The following is a 21,849-nucleotide window of genomic DNA, read 5'->3' on the forward strand; positions in this document are numbered from 1 at the left end:
TATTAGAAGTGAGATGTTAGAGGTGAGAATTGAGTTGTGAAATGATAAAAATTTTTTAGAAATTAGTATTGAACCTTGTTATTTGATATAATTTATTTTGGAGGAAGTCATGAATCAATTATTTTTAAATCTAATCGAAAAATTTGGAAGTTTCGGAGTTTTTTTACTAATCTTTATTGAAAATATTTTTCCACCAATTCCATCAGAAGCGGTTTTAGGAATAGGAGGGTTTTTTATATCCGCAACTAAGCTAACTTTTATTTCAGTATTATTTGCAGCTACATTAGGTTCTGTTTCAGGAGCTGTTGTACTTTACTATATTGGAAAATATATAAACAGTCCCAAGGTTCGAAATGTATTTATTGGGAAAGATAAAATTCTAAGAGTTGACCAAGACTCACTTGGAAAGATAAAAAGAATTTACACTAAGTATCAAAAGATCTCTGTGTTTTTTTTCAGAATGGTTCCTGTTTTTAGATCAATAATTTCAATACCTGCAGGAATGTTCAATATGAACTTGATTGAATTTGTAATTTTAACTACCTTAGGTTCAACAATCTGGAATGCTTTGATTATTTTTGCTGGTATGAAACTTGGAGAAAATTGGAAGGATATAGAAGTGTTCATTAAAGATTATACTTTGATTATTTTAGGAATAGTTGTGATTTTTTTGATAGTTTATTTTGTAAAAAAGAAAAATAAAAAAAATAATCATTGAACCTGAATTAAAGTACGAAGGAAGAAACAAAAAATCTATAAATATATAAAATTTTAAAAAATATTGATATTTCGCCAAGAATAATACTGTTTCACTTTAAAACTATATAACTTATAGAACAATGAAAAATAAAGTAATTTTATGATGTCAAGTTTTAAATAGACATATATATTTGCTTATTCATTAATTAGTGTTTTATATAGTTGAAATGGGCAAAACTTGTGTTATAATAATCATTGAGTTCTACAGAACACTGAATTTCTTTATTTTGAAAATGTTTTTCTTTAATCAAAATTTAAATCGTTTTCTCAAAAAAGTATAGATGTTCTGTATAATTTAAATTCTTATTTATATTCTTAAGGAGGAATAATACTATGAATGGAAAGAAAAAAGCTCTTTCAATCGTACTTGCAGGTATGATGTTACTTACAACTGCATGTGGCGGAGGAGCTAACAACAACGCTACTGGTTCAGATGGAAAGCCTGTAGCAGGAGGAAATGGTGGAGATCAATATTACAACTCCCTATTAGACAGTGAACCAACTACATTGGACGCTCAAAAGGGTTCTGACGTATATGGTAATAAAATTATTAACAACATAACTGAACCATTACTAAGAATGGCTGAAAAAGAAAACGGATCAAATGAAGTTGTTCCAGCAGCAGCTGAAAGCTACGAAGTTTCAGAAGACGGTTTAACATATACTTTCAAACTTAGAGAAGGTATGAAATGGGAAGACGGAGAAGCTCTTACAGCAAAGGATTTTGAATATGGAATCAAGAGAGCAGCAAATCCTGACACAGGTTCTGAATCAGCATTCTTACTTGCACCTATCAAAAACTTTGGTGAAGTTAACTCAGGAAAAGCTCCTGTAGATGAACTTGGTGTAAAAGCTGTTGATGACATGACTTTAGAAGTTACTTTAGGTTCTCCTGCATCATACTTTATAACTTTAGTTCCATTTAGAGTAATGCTACCATGTAGACAAGACTTAATTGAAAAGTATGGAGAAAAATATGGAGCAGAACCAGATACAGTTCTTTCATGTGGACCTTTCAAATTAACTGAATGGACTCACAACTCAAGATTAACTCTTGAAAAGAACGAAGACTACTGGGATAAAGAAAACGTTCATGTACAAACTGTAAACCTACCTATCATGACAGATACAAACACTATCATGAACTCATTCTCAGTAGGAGAAGTTGACGCAGTTAGAACTAACATTCCTGAATGGGTAGAAAAGTTTAAAGACATTGAAAATGTTAAGAGTAAACCTGTTAGCGTCCCTGCAGTTGACTATCTATCAGTTAACCACACTGACCCAATACTAAAGAATGAAAAGGTAAGACAAGCTATTAACCTTACAATAGATAGAGAAGGTCTTTCAAAATTACTTGCTGAAGGATTTACTCCTCCAGCAAAGGGATGGACACCAAACGGAATCCAATTAGATGGTAAAGAATTTAGAGATGAAATCGGCGACTCATTTGAAGGATTAAGATCAGCTAATCCAGACGCAAAGGCTCTTTTAATTGAAGGTTTAAAAGAATTAGGACTTGGAGAAGATCCATCTCAAGTTAAATTAACTCTTATCTATGTAAACAACCCAAGAGTTAAGATGATTAACGAATTTATTCAACAAAACCTAAATAACCAATTAGGTATTAACGTTGAACTTGAAACAATGGAATGGCCAATCCTTAATGGTAGAATCCAAAAAGGTGATTACCAATTAGGATACCTTGCATGGACAGCAGACTACAATGACCCATCAGCAATGCTTTCATTATTCAAGACAAACGCAGGCTCTGTTAACACTGGATGGGCAAGTGCAGATTATGATAAGTTAGTTGACGATGCAGCTGTTGAAACAGATTCAGCTAAGGCAACTGAATTATATAAACAAGCAGACAAGATGCTTGTAGACCAATCAGTAATTATTCCACTAATCGGTGTTAGTACAAACTCATACTACTACGATTTTGTAAAGGGAGTAACATTCTCTGATTTCACAAGCACTGGCTTTAAAACAATTGATACTTCAGCTAGACCATAGTTGAAGAAAAATAAATTTCAGGTGGCGAAAGCCACCTGATTTAGGAGGTTAAGATGTTAAAGTATATAGGAAAAAGATTTTTATACATGGTAATAACATTATTTATAATTACCACTGTAACATTCTTTTTAATGCATAACATTCAAGGGGACCCACTATCAGCAATGGGTAAGACATTACCACCACAAACCATAGAAAACTATAAAAAGAAATATGGTCTTGATAAACCGGTTCACGAACAATATGCAATTTTCTTAAAAAATGTATTTACAAAGGGAGACTTAGGTTCATCAATCAAATACCCTGGTAGAGAAGTATCAAAAGTAATAAAGGAGACAGCTCCAGTATCAGGTAGAATTGGTGGACAAGCTATGATTGTTGGACTTGTTATTGGTATAGTTCTTGGTATTATAGCAGCGTTAAACAGGGGTAGATGGCCGGACTACATAGTAAGCGTAATTGCTATCTTAGGAGTAACTATCCCGGTATTTATAATGGGTTCACTACTTCAGCTTTACTTTGCAGTAAAATTGAAATGGTTCCCAACATCCGGCTTTAGACCTGGCATGTTTAAATATACTGTTTTACCATCTCTTGCAATGTGCTTTGGTTCAATAGCAACATATGCAAGATATATGAGAAGTAATGTACTTGAAGTATTAAACGAAGACTATATTCTTACAGCGGAAGCTAAAGGTGTTTCAAGATTTAATATCATACGTAAACACGTTTTAAGAAATGCGATACTACCTGTTATTACAATAATAGGACCACAAATCGTAGGTATTTTTACAGGATCTTTCATTATTGAAAGCATGTTCGGTATTCCGGGACTTGGATTTTATTTTGTAAATGCAATTCAAACTCGTGATTATCCGATGATTATCGGTACAACTGTGTTCTATGCTGCATTATTCTTAGTAGCACAACTATTAGTTGATATTCTATATACCGTTGCCGACCCAAGAATTAGAGTAGATAATTAGGAGACAAATATGGAAAGTATAGATAAAAGTAAATTTAAAAGAGTGCCTAAGGACCAAGGGGATGCAGAATTTATTGCAAGACCTGTTGTAACCTATTGGTCTGATGCATGGAGAAGATTTAAACAAAATAAAACAGCCATGCTTGCATTTATAATATTGATATTTTTAACAATAATGGTAATTATCGGACCTATGATTTCTAAATATAACTTCAAAGATATTGTAGGAGCACCTAATACCAGTCCAGGATCTGAGTTTTGGTTTGGTACAGACGAAATAGGTAGAGATGTGTTCACAAGACTTTGGAAAGGTGGAAGAATTTCTATCTTTATAGGTATTTGCGGAGCGTTCATTGGTACTATTATAGGTTCAATCTATGGTGCAGTTTCTGCATATTTTGGAGGCAGAGTAGATAATATAATGATGAGAATCGTAGAAATTCTTTTCTCATTACCATATCTTCTTGTTGTTATCATAGTAAGACTTGCCATGGACTCACAAGGTATTCACACACTTATTATTGCCATGACCATAACAGGATGGTGTGGACTTGCAAGACTTGTTAGAGGACAAATTCTATCATTAAAACAACAAGACTTTATATTAGCTGCAGACGTACTTGGTGTATCAAATAAAAATATAATCATGAGACATTTAATCCCTAACACATTAAATGTTATCTTAGTTTCAATTTCATTTGATATCCCAGGATATATATTCAGTGAAGCGTTTTTAAGTTATTTAGGACTTGGAGTTGCACCTCCAGAAACTTCTTGGGGAGCTATGGCATCATCTGCCCAACAAAAATTCCAGTTCTATCCTTATCAATTGTTCTTCCCTGCACTAACAATAGCATTGACAATGCTTTCATTTACACTATTAGGTGACGGTCTAAGAGACGCACTGGATCCAAACCTTAGAAAGTAGGTAATTATGACAGAAAATAATACAAACATTGATAATAAAGAAAAAAATATGGAAGAAATTCTTGAACAAGAGTCACCAGAATCAACTGATGCTGTTGCAGGAATGGCTTATGAAACAGAAGATGAATTACAAGAAACTATAAATAAAGAACAAAGAAATCTCGATGAAAGAAGAAAGATAATCGACGTCAAAGACCTATATGTTTCATTTAACACATATGCTGGTGAGGTTAAGGCTGTAAGAGGAGTAAGCTTTGATATACACGAAGGGGAAACTCTTGCCATAGTAGGTGAATCAGGTTCTGGAAAGACAGTTGTTTCAAAAGCGATACTTCAGATCCTTCCTAAACAATCAGCAGTTATAAAAGAAGGAGCTTCTATCAAGTATTTGGATGAAGAAGTATTAAAGATGTCTAAAAAGAGAATCAAAGAATATCAAGGTTCAGATGTAGCTATGATCTTCCAAGACCCTATGACTTCATTAAACCCAACAATGAGAATAGGAAAGCAAATAGCTGAGTCTTTAAAACTTCACACCAAACTTTCGGGAGACGAAATCAAAAAGGAAACTATTAGACTTTTGAAGCTTGTTAACATTCCTAACCCTGAAGAAAGAGTTAAACAATATCCTCATGAACTTTCAGGTGGGATGAGACAAAGAGTTATGATAGCTATAGCCCTTGCATGTAATCCAAAGGTAATCTTAGCAGACGAACCTACTACAGCGCTTGATGTAACAATTCAAGCACAAATTCTTGATTTGTTGAGAGTACTAAAGGAAAAGAACAACACAGCAACAGTGCTTGTAACTCATGACTTGGGAGTTGTAGCTGACTTTGCTGACAGAATACAAGTTATGTATGCTGGAGAGATTATGGAAACAGGTACTGTAAGTGAAATCTTCGGTAATGCAAGACATCCATACACTTGGGCATTGTTGTTATCAGTTCCAAGATTGGACTCTAAGGACAAAGAGACTCTTTATGCTTTAGGCGGAACACCACCAGACTTATTACTTGATATACCTGGTTGTCCATTTGCACCAAGATGTGATTATGCAATGGAAATTTGTAAAGAACAAAAACCACCTGTATATGAGTTTTCAGAAACTCATTGCAGTAAGTGCTGGTTACATCATGAATTGGCTCCTGAAGTAGAAAGACCATACTAGAGGTGAACGATGAATACAGAACAAATGAATGAAAATAAAGATAGAGAAGTTCTTATTGAGTTAAAAAATCTGGATAAGTTTTTCCCTATTGGTAATAAAAAAACAGTTAAAGCAGTTGAAGACGTAACTTTAAATATTTATAAAGGTGAAACCCTTGGTATAGTAGGTGAGTCAGGATGTGGAAAGACAACTTGTGGTAGAACTGTAATTAAGGTATATGATCCTACAGATGGACAAATATTATATAGCGGTAAAGATATTACAAAATTTACTGCAAAGGAAGAAAGAGAATTTAAGAAGAAAGCTCAAATGATCTTCCAAGACCCTTATGCTTCACTTGACCCTAAGATGACCGTTGGAGATATTATAGGTGAAGGAATTAGAGTCCATTTTAAAAATCTTAAAGAAGATGAAGTTCAAGAAAGAGTTACAGACTTACTAAAAACTGTAGGACTAAACTCTGAGCACGGTGCGAGATTTCCTCATGAATTATCAGGGGGACAAAGACAAAGAATTGGTATTGCAAGAGCATTAGCAGTTGAACCAGAATTTATTGTCTGCGACGAACCTATATCAGCTCTTGACGTTAGTATTCAAGCTCAAGTTGTTAACCTTTTAATTGAATTACAAAAAGAAAAACACTTAACTTACATGTTCATTTCACATGACTTGTCAATGGTTAAGCATATATCAGATAGAATCGGTGTAATGTATCTTGGCTCAATGGTTGAAATTTCACCTAAGGAAGATTTATATTACGCACCACTTCATCCATACACAAAGGCACTTATATCAGCTATTCCTATCCCAGACCCATCTGTTGAGTCAAAGGATAGAATTAAGCTTGAAGGGGAAATTCCTTCTCCGATAAATGCACCAAAGGGATGTAAGTTTAATACAAGATGTAGATATTGTATGGATATTTGTAAAGAAAATAGACCTGAGCTAAAGGAACTAAGAAAAAATCACTTCGTAGCTTGCCATTTATATAATAATGGATTAGAAGAAGGAATAAAAAAACTTTCAGAAAAATAATTTAGGCAAATTAAATAGAAGTTTTAAAAACTGTTGAGGACATATAATCTTCAACAGTTTTTAATTTCATAAATTTGTAGCTAAACATTTTTTAAGTGAAGAGCACATTGAAATATGTTGTTTTTACAAAAAGTTATCCATTGAGTAACTTGTTCAGAAAAAATTAAATAAAATTACTTGGGCAACAAAAAACAAATCTTTTAGGAAAATGCTTTTCTTTTATTTTGAATGTGGTATAATTTAATTAAGTGATTAGTTTGTTTTTGTTTAATAACGATTGCTTCTGTTAATTAGTCGTTTAAAACAAACGATTTCAGAACTGTTCACTACATATTATTCATAGGAGGAATTATAATGAAAAGTAAGAAAAAATTTCTGGCTTTAGTACTTGCATGTTCAATGTTATTTATCACTGCATGTAAGGGTGGAGACACAGGAAGCACTGATGGAAACGCTAACTCAACAGATGGAAAAGTGTCAGACAACGGAGGTTCAACAGAAGGATTGTATTACAATTCACTTCTTGATTCAGAACCTAACACACTTGATGCACAAAAGGGATCTGACATGTATGGAAACAAAATCATAAATAATATTAATGAACCGTTACTTAGAATGGGAGAAAAAGAAGATGGTACAAATGAAATACTACCTGCAGCTGCAGAAAAGTATGAAGTTTCTGATGACGGTTTAGTATATACTTTCCACTTAAGAGAAGGATTAAAATGGGAAGATGGAGAACCTTTAACAGCTAAGGATTATGAATATGGTATTAAACGTGCTGTAGACCCTGCAACAGGTTCAGAATCTGCATTCTTATTGGATCCTATAAAGAACTTTGCTAAACTTAATGGAGCAAAGGGTGAAGTAAATATGGACGAACTTGGAGTTAAAGCTATAGATGATATGACTCTTGAAGTTACTTTGGAAAATCCTGCAACTTATTTCCCAACTCTTGTACCTTTTAGAGTAATGTTACCTTGTAGACAAGATTTAGTAGAAAAATATTCTGATAAATATGGTGCAGAAGCTGATACAGTATTATCCTGTGGACCTTACAAAGTTTCAGAATGGACTCACAACTCAAGAGTTACTTTAGTTAAGAACGAAGACTACTGGGATAAGGACAATGTAAAAGTTGAAACTGTAAATCTTCCAATCATGACAGATACAAACACTGTTATGAACTCTTTTGCAGTTGGTGAAGTTGACGCAGTTAGAACAGTATTACCAGAATGGGTTGGCAAGTTCAAAGGAATGGACGAAGTTAAGAACAAAGAAGTTGCTGTGCCTTCAGTAGGTTACTTAACAATCAACCACCAAGATGAATTTTTAAAGAATGATAAAATACGTTTAGCTATTTCACTTGCAATAGACAAAGAAGGCTTAGCTGATTTAATATCTAAGGGAATTCAAAAACCAGCTCTTGGTTGGGTACCAGTAGGTATGGAACTTGACGGAACTGAATTTAGAAAAGATGCTGGTGACACATACGCTAAATTAAGAGAAGAAAATAAGGACTTAAAGGCACTATTTGTAGAAGGTCTTAAAGAACTTGGAAAAGACGAAGACCCTGCAAAGGCTGACATCACATTAATCTACACAAATGCACCTATCGTTAAACAAATTTGTGAATTTATACAACAATCAGTTAACTCAACTTTAGGAACAGACATTAAGCTTGAAACAATGGAATGGCCAATTCTTTCAGGTAGAGTACAAAAAGGTGATTACCAATTAGCTTATCTTGCATGGACAGCTGACTACAATGATCCATCTGCAATGCTTTCTCTATTTATGTCAACTGCAAATGCAGTTAACACTTACTGGACAAGCGACAAGTATGATGAATTAGTTAGAAATGCTATTAAGGCAAAAGACTCTAAAGAAGCTTTAAAGAACTATGAAGAAGCTGAACAAATTCTTTCAGATGAAACAGTTATAATCCCATTAACTCATGGTGGAACAATCCAATTCTACTATGACTTTGTTAAAGGTATTACATTTAACGAATTTACTACAACAGGATTTAAGACAATTGATACATCTGCAAGAAAGTAAACTTAACAATATTAAACTCTAAGAGTTTATAAATAAGAAAGTTAATGGATTTGAGATTCATGAAAATTGAGTTTCAAATCCATTTTCTTTTAAATCTTACAATATTCTTACGATTGCAAATTCCATGCTTTTATATACATTAACTGTGTTATTATATAAATAGTGGGGAGGAAGTATGACTAAATTAAAAGACTTTTACAAGAAATATAAAAATTACATAAGGACTTTTTTGGTCCTATTCATCATAATTTTAACTACTATAATAATTCGTAAAGAGATTAAGGGAATAAATGTAGAAGAGATAAAAGAATTAATTAGAGGAACGGATTCAAGGGCAAAAATCTTTTTTGTAGTCTTCGGGCTTGTGACATTTTCTTTTGCTACTATCTACGATTTTTTACTTGCAAAGTATTATAAGATGGAAATACCCTTTAGAGAAGTGTTCAAAATTGGTTGGATATCTCAGTCTTTTAATAACTTTATAGGTTTTGGTGGAGTTGCAGGTTTAACCATTAGAGAGTTGATGTATGACAAATATAAAGTTGATAAGAAAGTGGTCAACAGAATTTTATTTATAGTCATCTTTTCAGATATGATTGGACTTTTTTCCTTAGGACTTCCATCAGCAATAGGTCTTATAAGAAGGGAAGAGTATAAACTTGTTCCTCTTCTTATAATCATGTTTTTAATGGTGATTGGTTTTATATTTATAGATAAGCTTCCAATAGATAAATACATTAAAGATGAAGGATCGATATTTATAAGGGCACAAAGAAAACTAAGAGTATATATATCATTACAATCTACATTTGAGTGGTTCTTAGCTGCACTTTTCTTTGCATTTACAATAAGATATTATGAAAGTGATATTTCTATATTGACAGCATGTACAGTTTATGTAATTGCTACAATTGTTGGAATTATTTCTCTAATTCCAGGGGGACTTGGCTCTTTTGAAGCCTGTTGTGTATTTGTTTTTAATATGATGGGTTATAGTACTCCAAAGATAGTGTTGTCACTTTTAATTTGTAGAATTTGTTATACTATAATACCTTGGATTTTGGGATTGATGTTACTTATATTTTCAACAAGAGGAGAAACAAATCAGGCAAGTATACAAAAACAAAATGCTATCAGTACTGTGTTATCCTATTCTGTACTTGCTACAGGAGGACTAATTGTAGCATCTATGGCAGTTCCTCAGCTTTTTATTAAGTTTAAGTTTATATCGAAACTATTCCCAAACTATTTGATGATTCTAAACAAGAGATTTACTCTTATATGTGGACTTTCTCTTATGGCTTTGTCCACAGGAATTAAAAACAGGGTTAAGGTTGCTCATAGAATAGTAATTGTGCTTTTAATAATGATTTCCATACTTTATTATAAGATGGATAAGGGATATTTAGAAACTGCTATCTGTTTGGTTTTAATAGCCGGATTATATATCAACAGAGAATACTTTGATGGTCTTTCAGAAATGATTTCCATAAGAAAGTTTGTTAAAGCTTCCATTTTAATTTTTTCTGTATTTATTATAGGAATAATAATCCATAATGTTAAAAATCATGTTAACTTCTTCTATGGAATGGAAAAATTTAGCTTCTATTTTATAAAGAACAATCTAATACATGTATTGTTCCCACCGATTATTGCGATTTCAATTTGTTCAATAATACTTGGAGTTGAGAGAAAATATATGGAATTTGAAAAAGTTACTTTAGATGATGTAAATGAATTTGAAGACTTTTTCAAAGATCATTCCTATGTTTCAAATACCCACTCATTCTACTTAAGAGATAAGAATATGTTTATCAATAGTAAGAAGACAGTTATGTTTCTCTATAGACCTTATAAGGACAAGATATTTGTGTTAGGAGACCCGGCAGGTGAAGAAGAAGACTTTGATGAGGCATTGGATGAACTGGTATATATGGCTTCAAGAAACAAGATGGATGTAGTTTTTTTCCAGATAACAGGCAAATATTTGGAAAATTTTATAGACCAAGGCTTTTCTTTACTAAAGATGGGGGAAGATGCACAGGTCAATCTTGAAAAATTTTCAATGGCAGGAAAGAAGTTTAAAATTCTTAGAAGAACATTAAACTCTATGGAAACTCTAAATCTTAGATTTAAAGTTGTAGAACCTCCATTTACAGATGAATTTTTAGAAAAATTAAAAGATATTTCTGATGAGTGGTTAGGCAAGAGAAGGGAGATGCAGTTTTCGATAGGATTTTTTGATAAAACATACCTACAAAAGGCACCAATCTTTATAATCGAAGACGATGAAAAAATATATGCCTTCGCAAATATGTTTCCGATTAAAGGAACTGATACTCTTTCAATAGACCTTATGAGACAGGTTAAAGATGGACCTGATGGTCTTATGGATATGATGTTTTTAAATATAATAAATTGGGCGAATGAAAATGGTTATAAGAAATTTGACTTAGGAGTAGCACCACTATCTAATGTAGGTAATAAATTATATTCAAAAAGTAAGGAAAAGACTGTAAAACTTGCTTACAAATATGGGAACAAGATATATGGTTTCCAAGGACTTAGGAAATTTAAAGATAAATTTACTCCAGAATGGTCTTCTGTGTTTCTTGCATACAAAGACGATTTTCAACTTCCAGACACACTTATAAAGATGGTTAATGTTTCCTATGGATTTGGAAATGAAAAAGAGACAAGTTATTTTGAAGAATTTAGTAGAGAATTAAAGGAAAGTGAAGAGATATGATTATAAAAATACCTTTTAGAGAAAATACTAAAGATATTAAAAGAAATTTAGAAACTGTTTTAAAAGAATTGGAAGAGAGTAAAGACATAGATTTTTTATTTTTCAATGAAGGATTTTTGCAGGGAAATGAAAGTTTGAGTTTTAAATACAAAGACGATGTTGAAGTTTCAAGATTTCAAAATGGAGCTGAAATTGCAAGTATAAAAGATGCTTTAAAGGGAAAAAATATTTCAATTGGACTGGGCTATTATGAAAATTATAAAGGAGGACTTTATAATTCCTTCATAGTTTTAGGAAAAAATGGTAATAATATTTTAAATTATAGGACCAATTCTAAAAATTGGAAACCTACAGATGCCTGTGCCGACTATCGTGAAGGAGAAAAACTTTATAGTTTTAGAGGAAAAGATAGTGAAGTTGGTGTTGTGAGTTATTTTGATTTGTTGGACGAAGCAAACTTATCTAGACTTGTAAATATGGACGCAGAAGTTGATTTATTTTTCTGTACGGGAATTTTAAGTATAGAGGAGTTTGAGCAGAGAAAAAGTGAATTTTTAAAAATTTCTGAAATATTTGATAAACCTATTTTACTTTATCTAAGGGACAAGACAGATGGTTTGGTTTTAATATTAAAACATGGAAAAGTTATTAAAAAAGATGAACTTAAAATAGATGAAGATTATATTTTTACTATGTAATTATTAGAAGCTGAGAACTCGGCTTCTTTTTTTATTTTAATAACATTTAATTATAGTTATTCTTTCATTATTGTACAAATTTATATGTTATAATATTAAGAAGAAAGGATAAGGTATGAATTTATTAATAATTACTTTAGTTTTAATACTGGCTCTTGTAGCCCATAGATTTTCAGATAAGTTTGGACTACCATCACTACTTCTATTTATTCTACTTGGAATGTCCTTTAATCTTTTAGGATATAATTTTTCAAATTATGAATTGTCAGATAAAATTGCAAAGGTATCTCTGATGATTATTATGTTTTATGGTGGATTTGGTACAAACTGGAATATGGCAAAACCTGTTTCAAAGCCAGCCATAGTGCTTTCAAGTCTTGGAGTTGTAGTTACTGCACTTCTAACTGGAGCATTTTGTTATTTTGTTCTTAAATTTGATTTCTATGAAGCTATGTTACTTGGTTCAGTGGTTGGTTCTACAGATTTTGCATCTGTATCTTCAATACTTGTTTCAAAAAATTTGAATTTAAAATATAATACTGCACCTCTGTTGGAACTTGAAAGTGGTTCCAATGACCCTGCAGCATATACTATGACTATGGTATTTATAGCTCTTATTGCAGGTAACGACATTTCAGTTCCCCTAATGGTGCTTAAGCAAGTTATTTTTGGGATAGTTTTAGGATTTATAATGGGACGTGTTACCATGAGGATTATAAATCTTGGAAGACTTCAAGATGATGGGCTATTAGTTGTACTTTTTGCTGCCATAGTTTTTGGAAGTTTCAGTTTAGCAGAAATCCTTGGAGGTAATGGCTACTTAGCACTCTACATTCTTGGAATTTATATAGGAAATAAACAGTTTGTTGGGAAAAGAGATATTGTATTTTTCTTTGATGGTCTTTCCTCTCTTGTTCAAATTGGACTTTTCTTCTTACTTGGATTTTTATCTGACATAGGAAAATTAATAGGGGTGTTGCCAACAGCTTTTATAATCATGTTGGCAATGGCAATTTTAATAAGACCAATAACTGTGTTTGGATTAATGTTACCTTTTAAATTGGACAAAAAACAGCTTGGTGTTATATCACTTGCAGGACTTAGAGGAGCTGCAGCAATTGCCTTTGCAATACTTGTGGTAAACTCAGGAGTGAATTTATCTATAGATATATTTCACATAGTCTTTGGTATATGTTTATTCTCATCATTTATTCAAGGTTCCTTAATGCCAATAGTAACAAAAAAATTAGACATGCTTGAGCCAAATGACACGATTTTAAAGACATTTAACTATTACCAAGACAAGTCAGATATTGGATTTATCCAAACAAGAATTCCTCCAGGAAATAAGTGGATTGGAAAACAAATAAAGGAATTAACACATACATTTAATATTATTGTCGCAAAGATTGAACGAGAAGGAAAAACGGTAGTAGCAAAGGGCAATACTGTGATTAAAGAAAATGATATAGTAGTTCTTGGAGGGGAAACCCACTTCGATAGGTCTGGGCATAACCTTGTTGAAATAACTTTATCAAAGGAACATAAATGGGCAAATAAACAGGTCTCACAAATTCCAATGGGTGATAAAGAGCTTATAATTATGCTTCAAAGAGAAGATGGCGAAATAATTGTACCTCAGGGAAACACAATGCTATATCCAGGAGATATGGTAATAATAATAAAAGAATAAGAGGCAGTGCCGTGTATTATACGGTTGCCTCTTTTTTTATCCATATAATTCTTTATATCTGTCTTCAGTTGACCTTAAATATTTTTCTACTGAATATACATTTCCATTTTTAGAAAAAATTTCTTTTAATGCAGTGTCAAGCTTATCATGTGGAATAAAATATGAGTCATTACGCTTTTCATAATCTAAATTCACATTGGTCTTTAATAAATAATTTTCTACTGCAAAAGAATTTAGATTCTCCCTTAAAATTTTTCCGTTTACTAAAAATAATATTTCATCCGTTGTCTTGTCTACTTCTGAAAGGGTGTGGGATGAAAGTATGACCATCTTTCCCCTTGACTTAAGATAATGTAAATACTCTCTAAGTAGTATTATTGAAGATGGATCAAGTCCTGTAACAGGTTCGTCCATAACGTAAATATCGTAGTCACCTATAAAAAAGTATGTGAGCAACATCTTTTGTCTCATACCCAAGGAATAGGTGGAGACTTTTTTCTTCATAAAGTCAGATACTCCAAAAATTTCTATTGCCTCTTTAAAGTCACTGTCACTTACATTCATAAGACTTTTTGCAAGTTCAAGGTGGTCAAGGCCAGTTAAATTATCATAGAGCATATTTAAATTTCTCGCATAGGATAGTTTTTTAAAAATATTAAAGTCAGAAGGATCCATATTACATATTTTAACTTCACCAGAATCTCTCTTTACAAAATTCGCCATTATATCCATTAAAGTAGTCTTACCAGTTCCATTTGGTCCTACTAATGCATATATATCAGGTTTATGAAGTTCTAAGTTTAAATCGTTTAAGACTATTTTTTCACCGTATCTCTTATTTAGATTCTTTATTTCAATCATAAGCTCCTCCTGTTAAAAATAGATTCTCCAATAATAAAAAACAATACGCTTTCAATTACCATAACAATACTTCCATTTAGAAAATTAATTGAACTTACATTATTTATAAAGCTCATTCCTCCAGATGCAAATAGCATTGGGTCAAAGTAGGTAAATGGATTTATTAATGCAAACTTTCCTAAAAAGCCTTTACTTGCAATAAATATACTTGTAATTGCAAGCACGATGCTAATTACATTTGAACTCTTATACCCTGTGGCAGAAACCATAAATATAAAACTTGTCATTGTTAATGAAAACAAAAGACTTGATAGGATTACTTTAGGAATCATACTAACTGCAGATACATTTGTTCCTATAAATATTTTGCTACCTTTAACAGATGAGTAATTTATAACTGGATATAGTGGTTCACCAAAACCTCCTTTAACAAATCCCAATATAAAAAGTAAAGCGTATATCAAAAGTATCATGATGAAACTTATAGTAATTGAGGTTATAAACTTTGAAATATATATTTTTCTTTTTGAAGCCCCGGAAGTAAATAAAAGTGCAGGCTTATTTTTCTTAAAGTCATCACATATCCTTAAAGAGATTATTGAAGTGATAATTAGTAGAGAAAGTGCAATAAAGCCAATTCTATTTGCTTTAATAAACTCTCCTACAAAACCTCTTGACTCAAAATTGCCATAGTGCATATTGGTCAAATATAGACCAAGAGGATCCTTTTGGGCGTATAGATTTGCCATTTCTCCATTGGTTCCAAATTCATCATCTGGTTTTAATTTGTTTTCTAAAAAATATCTTATCCTGTCGATATTGTAATTATCAAATGCTTCAGTGTTGCTGTCATTTCCAAGTTGAACGGTATCCCCTTCAGTATAATACTCTAAATAATTTTCAAGGTACTTAGAAGGATTTTTATCTTTCTCTAAATAACTTTCCTTTAAATTATTTAAAAGTTCCAATGTCTTTTTTGGATTGTTTAGCATCTGATCTTCCGGAATATCTTTAAATTCTTCCATAATATACTCTTGTGAGTTTATTAAAAGTTCTAAATTTGTTAAGGATTTTTCCTTTAATTTCTCAGAACTTTTAGAAAAGGAAAATGAAATCATTACACATGAAAGAATTATAAATAGCCCTATAAATTTTAATATTTGACTTCTCTTGAGCTTTACAATTTCAAAAGACCTTAAACCCTTTATATTTTCGGAAGGGAAGTAGCGACTTCTATTAAACTTTGGTTCTCTGTTAAATCTAAATAGATAGTTTAAATAGAAGAAAAATATTGTTAACGCAACAAGAAGCACTATGTTTGTAATTCTTGAAAGTATTCTTATAGAGTCAAAGGAGAAGTAAAACTCTAAACTTAAAAATCTTCGATTCAAGAATATAATTAAAAATGCTATAAAAAATGTGATGCAAAAAGAAAAACCAAAGTTTAAAAACTTTCTTGCAAACTTATATATCAAATACATCACTAAAAAGCATAGGGTAGTTGTAAGTAGAAGCTGTAAAAAAATCAAAATATATGAGTTATGATATATTCCCCAATTGACATCTGGATTTGTCATGCTAAAGAAGTTTCCCTTTATTACGTTGTAGGTTAGAAGCTCTCTAAAACTTCCAAAGGGAGTCTTTCTATAAATTGAGATAATGGCACATCCAAGAGCTGAAGAAAGTATCATAATAGATGGAATAAAGACCACCATTAAGCTCTCCATTAAATTCTCTTTAGGAAATTTATAAGATGCATCATCCACCTTAAAGTCAAGCTGTTTAAGTTCTGTTACAAAAATTGCAACGAAGAGTATTAAGAGCAAGAATAGGGGACTAAAGATAAATTCCCAGGATCTTTCAAACAGACTTAAAAAAGTCTCTCTGGTTGGATGAATGTCTATATTATGTTCTTTATGGTAGTTATACACATTCATAAAGTCTACTACTTCTCCATTTTCATCTGAAAAAGTTGCAATTGAATATGGATTATTTAACTTTTGTAAAAGAGATTTTTCAACCTCCTTAAGTTCTACAAATAGGGAGTAGGCTTGGTCCATTTCGCTGTAATAGTTTTCTTCTTCATTTGCGAATACATATCCATAGGCAATGTTTAGATGATCTAAAAACTCATCAGATTTTTTTGTATAAATACCTAATTCTTTTTTTAAATCAGAATCAGTTGCTTCTTCGTATCTAATTTTGTAATCAAAAAAATTATAGGGTAATCTTTCAATGCTTTGTGCTAAAAATTTTTCTGATTTTATAGCATATCCTTTTTGGTTTAATAGATATCCAACGGATAAAATAGCAAAGAAGACACAGATGTATATCCAGATTTTATTTTTGTAAATTTTTTTAAAACTAAACATTATTCCTCCAAAGTTAATTAATACTTTACCTTAATTAATATTATACTACAAAATTCGATAGAATAATGAATTTAAATATTTTAAAATAAAAAAAGAAATGAAAAACTGCTACAAATCAATGTCTGTAGCAGTTCTATAAAAATTTTTATTTTAGAATTCGTCATAGAAGATTCTATCTTCTGGAACTTTCTTTTCGCATAGTGATTTAACAATACCTTCAATCATCTTAGGACTACCGCATAGATAAGCAGTGTAAGTTGTATCTTCATTTACATATTTATCTATGGAGTTATTTACCCTTCCGGTGTCGCCTTCCCAGTTGTCTTCAGGAGTTGTCCTTGATAGGGTAGGCATAAATTTAAAGTCATATAAATCTTCTTCAAATTGTTTCATTTCATCTACTAAGAATAAATCTTCAGGTGTTCTTGCACCGAAGTAGAATCTTGCTTTCTTTTTAATGTCGTTGTCTCTCATGTGGTTTAGAATTGATCTTATTGGTGCAAATCCAGTACCTGCTGCTATAAGAAGAATTTCTTCACTGTCATCGTCATGATAGTAGAAGTCACCATAAGGTCCATTAATTAGAACCTTGTCACCAACATTAAGAACTTTGTGAACATATGTTGAACAAATACCCATTGTATATCCAATTAAAAATTCTACGTGTTTTGTGTCTTTAATTGAAGATGCAACGGAGTATGCTCTAAATACTTCTTCGTCACAACCGTCAAAGTCATCTCCGCCTGAATAGGCTTCTGTTTTTATTTGCATAAATTGACCTGGTTTAAAGTTTATTGTTTCGCCTTCTGGTAGTTCAAATCTAAGTTTGACAATTTTGTCAGTCATAGGAATTTTTTCTACCAAGGTCATTTCGTATTCTTTTACGTTAAACAACTCTTCAGGTATTTGAATATGCATATCTGATTTAACTTTAACTTGGCATGAAAGTCTAACGTTGTCACCTAACTCTTCTGGTGAAAGCCAAGGTTTTTCTGTTGCAAGCACAGGGCCTGCACCGTCCATAACCTTAACCTTACAATATCCACATGATCCTTTACCACCACATGCTGATGGGATAAATATTTTTTGTGAAACAAGAGAAGATAGAAGTGAATCTCCACCTTCAACAACATATTCTTTTTCATCATTAATAGTGATTTTAACTTCGCCATAATCTGCAATATATTTATCAGCCAGAGTAAGTAGTATTGCAATTACTCCTGAAATTGCAGTTACAACCAATGTTGAAATAATTATTTTATCCATAATATCACCTATGAGATTGAAACTATTCCTGAGAAGCCAATAAATGCAAGAGCCATTATCCCCGTAATGATAAGGGTGATAGGAGCTCCTCTAAGTCCTTCAGGAATTGAGTTTTCATTTACTCTTGTTCTAATACCAGCCATTGAAATTATCGCAAGTGCCCAACCAAGTCCAGAACCAAGTCCAAAGAATAGAGATTGTAGGAAGTTGTATTCTCTGATTACCATAAATAGTGAAACTCCAAGGATTGCACAGTTTACGGTTATAAGTGGTAGGAAAATTCCAAGGGCGTAGTAAAGATTTTCAACGTATTTTTCAAGAATCATTTCAAGTAATTGAACGAATGCTGCGATTACCATGATAAATACTATAAATCTCAAGTACTCTAAGCCAAAATATTCTAACAGTTGATAAACAAAATAGTTTAACACTGTGGTAACTGTCAATACAAATGTAACAGCTACTCCTAATCCTGTTGCTGTCTCAACTTCTTTACTTACTGCTATGAATGAACACATTCCTAAGAAGTTTGAGAATATCATATTTGAAGTAAAGATTGAGGCAAAGAATATTACTAATGGATTAATGGTCATTATTTTTTCACCTCGTTTTTCTTATTTACTAAGTTATAAACTATCCACATAATGATAGGTAGTACGAAGAATGCTCCTGGAGGCATTACCATAAGTGTCCATGGTACAAAGCCTTCTGGCATTATTCTAAAGCCAAATATTGAACCAAATCCAAGAAGTTCTCTAAATATTGAAACAGCAAGCAGAACAAAAGTATATCCAATACCTGCTGCAAAACCGTCTACAAGAGACATTACTGGTGGATTTGAAATTGCGTAGGCTTCAGCTCTACCCATTATGATACAGTTTGTAATAATCAAACCGACATATGGTCCAAGTGTCTTACTCATTGAAGGCATGTAGGCCTTAAGGAATATGTCAACAATTATTACGAAGAATGAGATTATAAATACTTGCACAACCATTCTAATATGTTTTGGAGTAATATCCTTTAACAATGATATAAAGAAAGAGGATAGTGCTGTAGTAAATGTTAGAGCAAGTCCCATTATAAGTGAGTTTAAAGCTAAGTTTGTTACAGCTAAAGTAGAGCAAATACCGATTACTTGTATAAGAACAGGATTATCGGTTATGATACCTGTTTTAAGTATCTTTTTATACTTTTTCATTAGTTAGCCCCTCCTTCTTTTTCAATAAATGTTTTTAAGTCGTCATTTATCATATCAGTGACAAAGGTTGAAGTTTGAGTAGCACCAGCAATGGCATCTATATTTCCACCGTTAGCAGGTTTGTTGATAACATATTTACCATCAGTTGGAGTTGAAATGTCAATTCCTCTATATTGTTCCTTATATGGAGCTTCTGAAATTCTACCACCAAGTCCTGGAGTTTCTTCTTGTTTAATAAACTCGATACCAGTTGTTTCAGTAAAATCTTTGTTTACTCCAATATAACCTGTGATAGTACCCCAAAGGCCAGGACCTTCTATTGGAACTGCATAGGCTTCAACTTCGTCGCCCTTTTTATAAACATAATACTTAGTATCCTCATAGTCTTTTTCTTCAACATTTTCATTGAACACCTTATCAATCTCTTCAGGATTTTCTGAATCTACAGGAATATCAAAAACGTAGAGAATTTTGCTTTTTAATTCAATTTCCGAATTGAATTCTATTTTTGGAGTGGTCAACTTGTTTATAAATGCTAAGATAAAAACAAGTACCGCTGATAGAATTAGCATAAAGACAATAGGATAAGCTATAGATTTCTTTTTCATTAGTTTGTCTCCTTTGCTAATTTATTCTTTTTTGCTTTGTTTCTCTTTCTTACTACATAGTCCATGATAGGTGCAAAAATATTACCTATTAGAACAGCAAACATCATACCTTCTGAGAATAGGGCAAAACCTCTTATGATTACACAAACAATCCCTATAATAAATCCGTAAATAAACTTTGCAGGTTTTGTCTTAGGAGCAGATATTGGGTCTGTTGCCATGAACACAGCACCAAGTAAGAATCCTCCTGATAAAATTTGAAAAATAGGATTAGGTATGGATTCAATCTTCATAAAGTTAAAGATTAAAGTCATAACAGTAAGTCCAAGTGCAGATGATAACATTATTTCCCAAGAAGCTACTTTCTTATAGATTAAGTATGCGGCTCCTAAGAGTATTAAAAGTTTTGAAGTTTCACCAATAGCACCAGGAATTCTACCTAAAAATAGATCAAGGTAGTTTGTCATCTCTCCTGCATTTCTAAATGCAAGCATTGGAGTAGCGGTTGTAACTTGGTCTATTAGTGGATTAACCCACTTGTTAAGAGAACCAATTCCACCTACAACTGCTTCGTTCCAATTAATTGTCAGTGGTTGAGGGAAGTTAACGTAAACAAAAACTCTTCCAACTAAAGCTGGATTGAATACGTTTTTACCAAATCCACCAAACACTGCTTTACCAAAAAATATTGCAAATGCAATTCCTACTGCAGACATCCAAAAAGGAATGGATACCGGCAATGTCATTGTGTAGAGAACAGAGGATATGATTGCAGCTTCAGAGATTTTCTTCCTATTATAGATTTTGCTTTCAGATAAAAATTCAACTAAGCAAGCTATAATTATATTGAAAACCGTTAAAGCAAGAACTCTCCAACCAAATAAATATATTGAAAATAATAAAATTGGAAGAAGAGCAATTAAAACTGTTCTCATCATTTTTTGTTTCATAAAATATTTTTCATATAATGAAACCATTAAATCACCCCCGTCATTTTAATTATAACACTTTTAGTGATTGAAATTCATATTAATTTGTTTTTATTACAAAAATACTCGGATATTTATTTAAAATACATAAAAAAATTTGGTGTATAATAATATTAGATGAGAGAATGGAGGAGTTTATGGGACATATTAAAGTAGAAATATTTATTCCCGAAGTATCGGTTTCAGATTTTATAAATAAGATTAATGATTTGGGAGTTCTTAAAGAAGATAACTACGATTATTGTTTTAGTGAAACCAAAGTAATTGGAAACTTTAGACCCCTTGAAGGAGCAAACCCAACAATAGGGGAAGTTAAGAAAAGAGAAGTTGTAAATGAAAGTAAGTTAGAGTTTCGAATAGATGAAAAAGATTTACAAAGAGTACATAGATGTATCTTAGAAAATCATCCCTATGAAGTTCCTGTTATAAATTACATTAATTTGTTGGAGGTTTAG

18 protein-coding genes are annotated in these 21,849 nt (G+C 31.9%); 11 read left to right on the forward strand and 7 right to left on the reverse strand.

Going from position 1 to position 21,849, the window contains the following annotated elements; all coding sequences use genetic code 11:
* Positions 1 to 109: 109 nt before the first annotated feature.
* The 10 genes from BN2746_RS06700 to BN2746_RS06745 all read left to right on the forward strand — a co-directional run bounded on the left by BN2746_RS06700 (position 110) and on the right by BN2746_RS06745 (position 14,097).
* A complete protein-coding gene (locus BN2746_RS06700; RefSeq protein ID WP_055079014.1) occupies positions 110 to 718 on the forward strand; it encodes a DedA family protein in 609 nt (202 codons plus the stop codon).
* A 374-nt stretch (positions 719 to 1,092) separates the two neighbouring features.
* Positions 1,093 to 2,778: a peptide ABC transporter substrate-binding protein gene (locus tag BN2746_RS06705; RefSeq protein ID WP_055079015.1), complete on the forward strand. Its 1,686-nt coding sequence runs from the start codon at positions 1,093 to 1,095 to the stop codon at positions 2,776 to 2,778.
* 53 nt (positions 2,779 to 2,831) lie between these two features.
* Positions 2,832 to 3,764 (forward strand): ABC transporter permease, encoded by a 933-nt coding sequence (locus BN2746_RS06710; protein WP_055079016.1) that lies wholly within the window; start codon positions 2,832 to 2,834, stop codon positions 3,762 to 3,764.
* 9 nt (positions 3,765 to 3,773) lie between these two features.
* A complete protein-coding gene (locus BN2746_RS06715; RefSeq protein WP_055079017.1) occupies positions 3,774 to 4,691 on the forward strand; it encodes an ABC transporter permease in 918 nt (305 codons plus the stop codon).
* A 6-nt stretch (positions 4,692 to 4,697) separates the two neighbouring features.
* Positions 4,698 to 5,861, forward strand: coding sequence for an ABC transporter ATP-binding protein (locus tag BN2746_RS06720; protein WP_082420227.1), 1,164 nt, complete (start codon positions 4,698 to 4,700; stop codon positions 5,859 to 5,861).
* A gap of 24 nt (positions 5,862 to 5,885) precedes the next feature.
* Positions 5,886 to 6,896 (forward strand): ABC transporter ATP-binding protein, encoded by a 1,011-nt coding sequence (locus tag BN2746_RS06725; protein ID WP_077064964.1) that lies wholly within the window; start codon positions 5,886 to 5,888, stop codon positions 6,894 to 6,896.
* Positions 6,897 to 7,250: 354 nt separating this feature from the next.
* A complete protein-coding gene (locus tag BN2746_RS06730; protein ID WP_055079019.1) occupies positions 7,251 to 8,957 on the forward strand; it encodes a peptide ABC transporter substrate-binding protein in 1,707 nt (568 codons plus the stop codon).
* A 175-nt stretch (positions 8,958 to 9,132) separates the two neighbouring features.
* Positions 9,133 to 11,706 (forward strand): bifunctional lysylphosphatidylglycerol flippase/synthetase MprF, encoded by a 2,574-nt coding sequence (mprF, locus tag BN2746_RS06735; RefSeq protein WP_055079020.1) that lies wholly within the window; start codon positions 9,133 to 9,135, stop codon positions 11,704 to 11,706.
* Positions 11,703 to 12,404, forward strand: a complete 702-nt coding sequence (locus BN2746_RS06740; RefSeq protein WP_055079021.1) for a nitrilase-related carbon-nitrogen hydrolase — start codon at positions 11,703 to 11,705, stop codon at positions 12,402 to 12,404. The genes mprF and BN2746_RS06740 overlap by 4 nt, the downstream gene beginning before the upstream one ends.
* A 115-nt stretch (positions 12,405 to 12,519) precedes the next feature.
* Positions 12,520 to 14,097 (forward strand): potassium/proton antiporter, encoded by a 1,578-nt coding sequence (locus tag BN2746_RS06745; protein ID WP_055079022.1) that lies wholly within the window; start codon positions 12,520 to 12,522, stop codon positions 14,095 to 14,097.
* Positions 14,098 to 14,133: 36 nt separating this feature from the next.
* Here BN2746_RS06745 and BN2746_RS06750 read toward each other — a convergent pair whose 3' ends face one another.
* From BN2746_RS06750 to BN2746_RS06780, 7 genes are all read right to left on the reverse strand, one after another.
* Complete coding sequence (locus tag BN2746_RS06750) at positions 14,134 to 14,958, reverse strand: ABC transporter ATP-binding protein (protein WP_055079023.1); 825 nt, start codon at positions 14,956 to 14,958, stop codon at positions 14,134 to 14,136.
* Positions 14,955 to 17,330, reverse strand: coding sequence for an ABC transporter permease (locus BN2746_RS06755; RefSeq protein ID WP_055079024.1), 2,376 nt, complete (start codon positions 17,328 to 17,330; stop codon positions 14,955 to 14,957). The genes BN2746_RS06750 and BN2746_RS06755 overlap by 4 nt, the downstream gene beginning before the upstream one ends.
* A 150-nt stretch (positions 17,331 to 17,480) precedes the next feature.
* A complete protein-coding gene (locus BN2746_RS06760; protein WP_055079025.1) occupies positions 17,481 to 18,596 on the reverse strand; it encodes an NADH:ubiquinone reductase (Na(+)-transporting) subunit F in 1,116 nt (371 codons plus the stop codon).
* 8 nt (positions 18,597 to 18,604) lie between these two features.
* Entirely contained in the window at positions 18,605 to 19,189 is a 585-nt protein-coding gene (locus BN2746_RS06765) for an NADH:ubiquinone reductase (Na(+)-transporting) subunit E (RefSeq protein WP_055079026.1), read from the reverse strand.
* A complete protein-coding gene (rsxE, locus tag BN2746_RS06770) occupies positions 19,189 to 19,797 on the reverse strand; it encodes an electron transport complex subunit RsxE (RefSeq protein ID WP_055079027.1) in 609 nt (202 codons plus the stop codon). Before rsxE ends, BN2746_RS06765 begins: the two co-directional genes overlap by 1 nt.
* Positions 19,797 to 20,405 carry an FMN-binding protein gene (locus tag BN2746_RS06775; protein WP_055079028.1) on the reverse strand — a complete coding sequence of 203 codons (609 nt, stop codon included), beginning with the start codon at positions 20,403 to 20,405 and terminating at the stop codon, positions 19,797 to 19,799. The genes rsxE and BN2746_RS06775 overlap by 1 nt, the downstream gene beginning before the upstream one ends.
* Positions 20,405 to 21,382 carry an RnfABCDGE type electron transport complex subunit D gene (locus tag BN2746_RS06780; protein ID WP_055079029.1) on the reverse strand — a complete coding sequence of 326 codons (978 nt, stop codon included), beginning with the start codon at positions 21,380 to 21,382 and terminating at the stop codon, positions 20,405 to 20,407. The genes BN2746_RS06775 and BN2746_RS06780 overlap by 1 nt, the downstream gene beginning before the upstream one ends.
* Positions 21,383 to 21,531: 149 nt before the next feature.
* On the opposite strand from BN2746_RS06780, the gene BN2746_RS06785 reads away from it, so the two are divergent.
* A complete protein-coding gene (locus tag BN2746_RS06785; RefSeq protein ID WP_055079030.1) occupies positions 21,532 to 21,849 on the forward strand; it encodes a hypothetical protein in 318 nt (105 codons plus the stop codon).

The sequence above is a fragment of the Lagierella massiliensis genome (genome assembly GCF_001407835.1).
Lineage (GTDB): Bacteria > Bacillota > Clostridia > Tissierellales > Peptoniphilaceae > Mediannikoviicoccus > Mediannikoviicoccus massiliensis.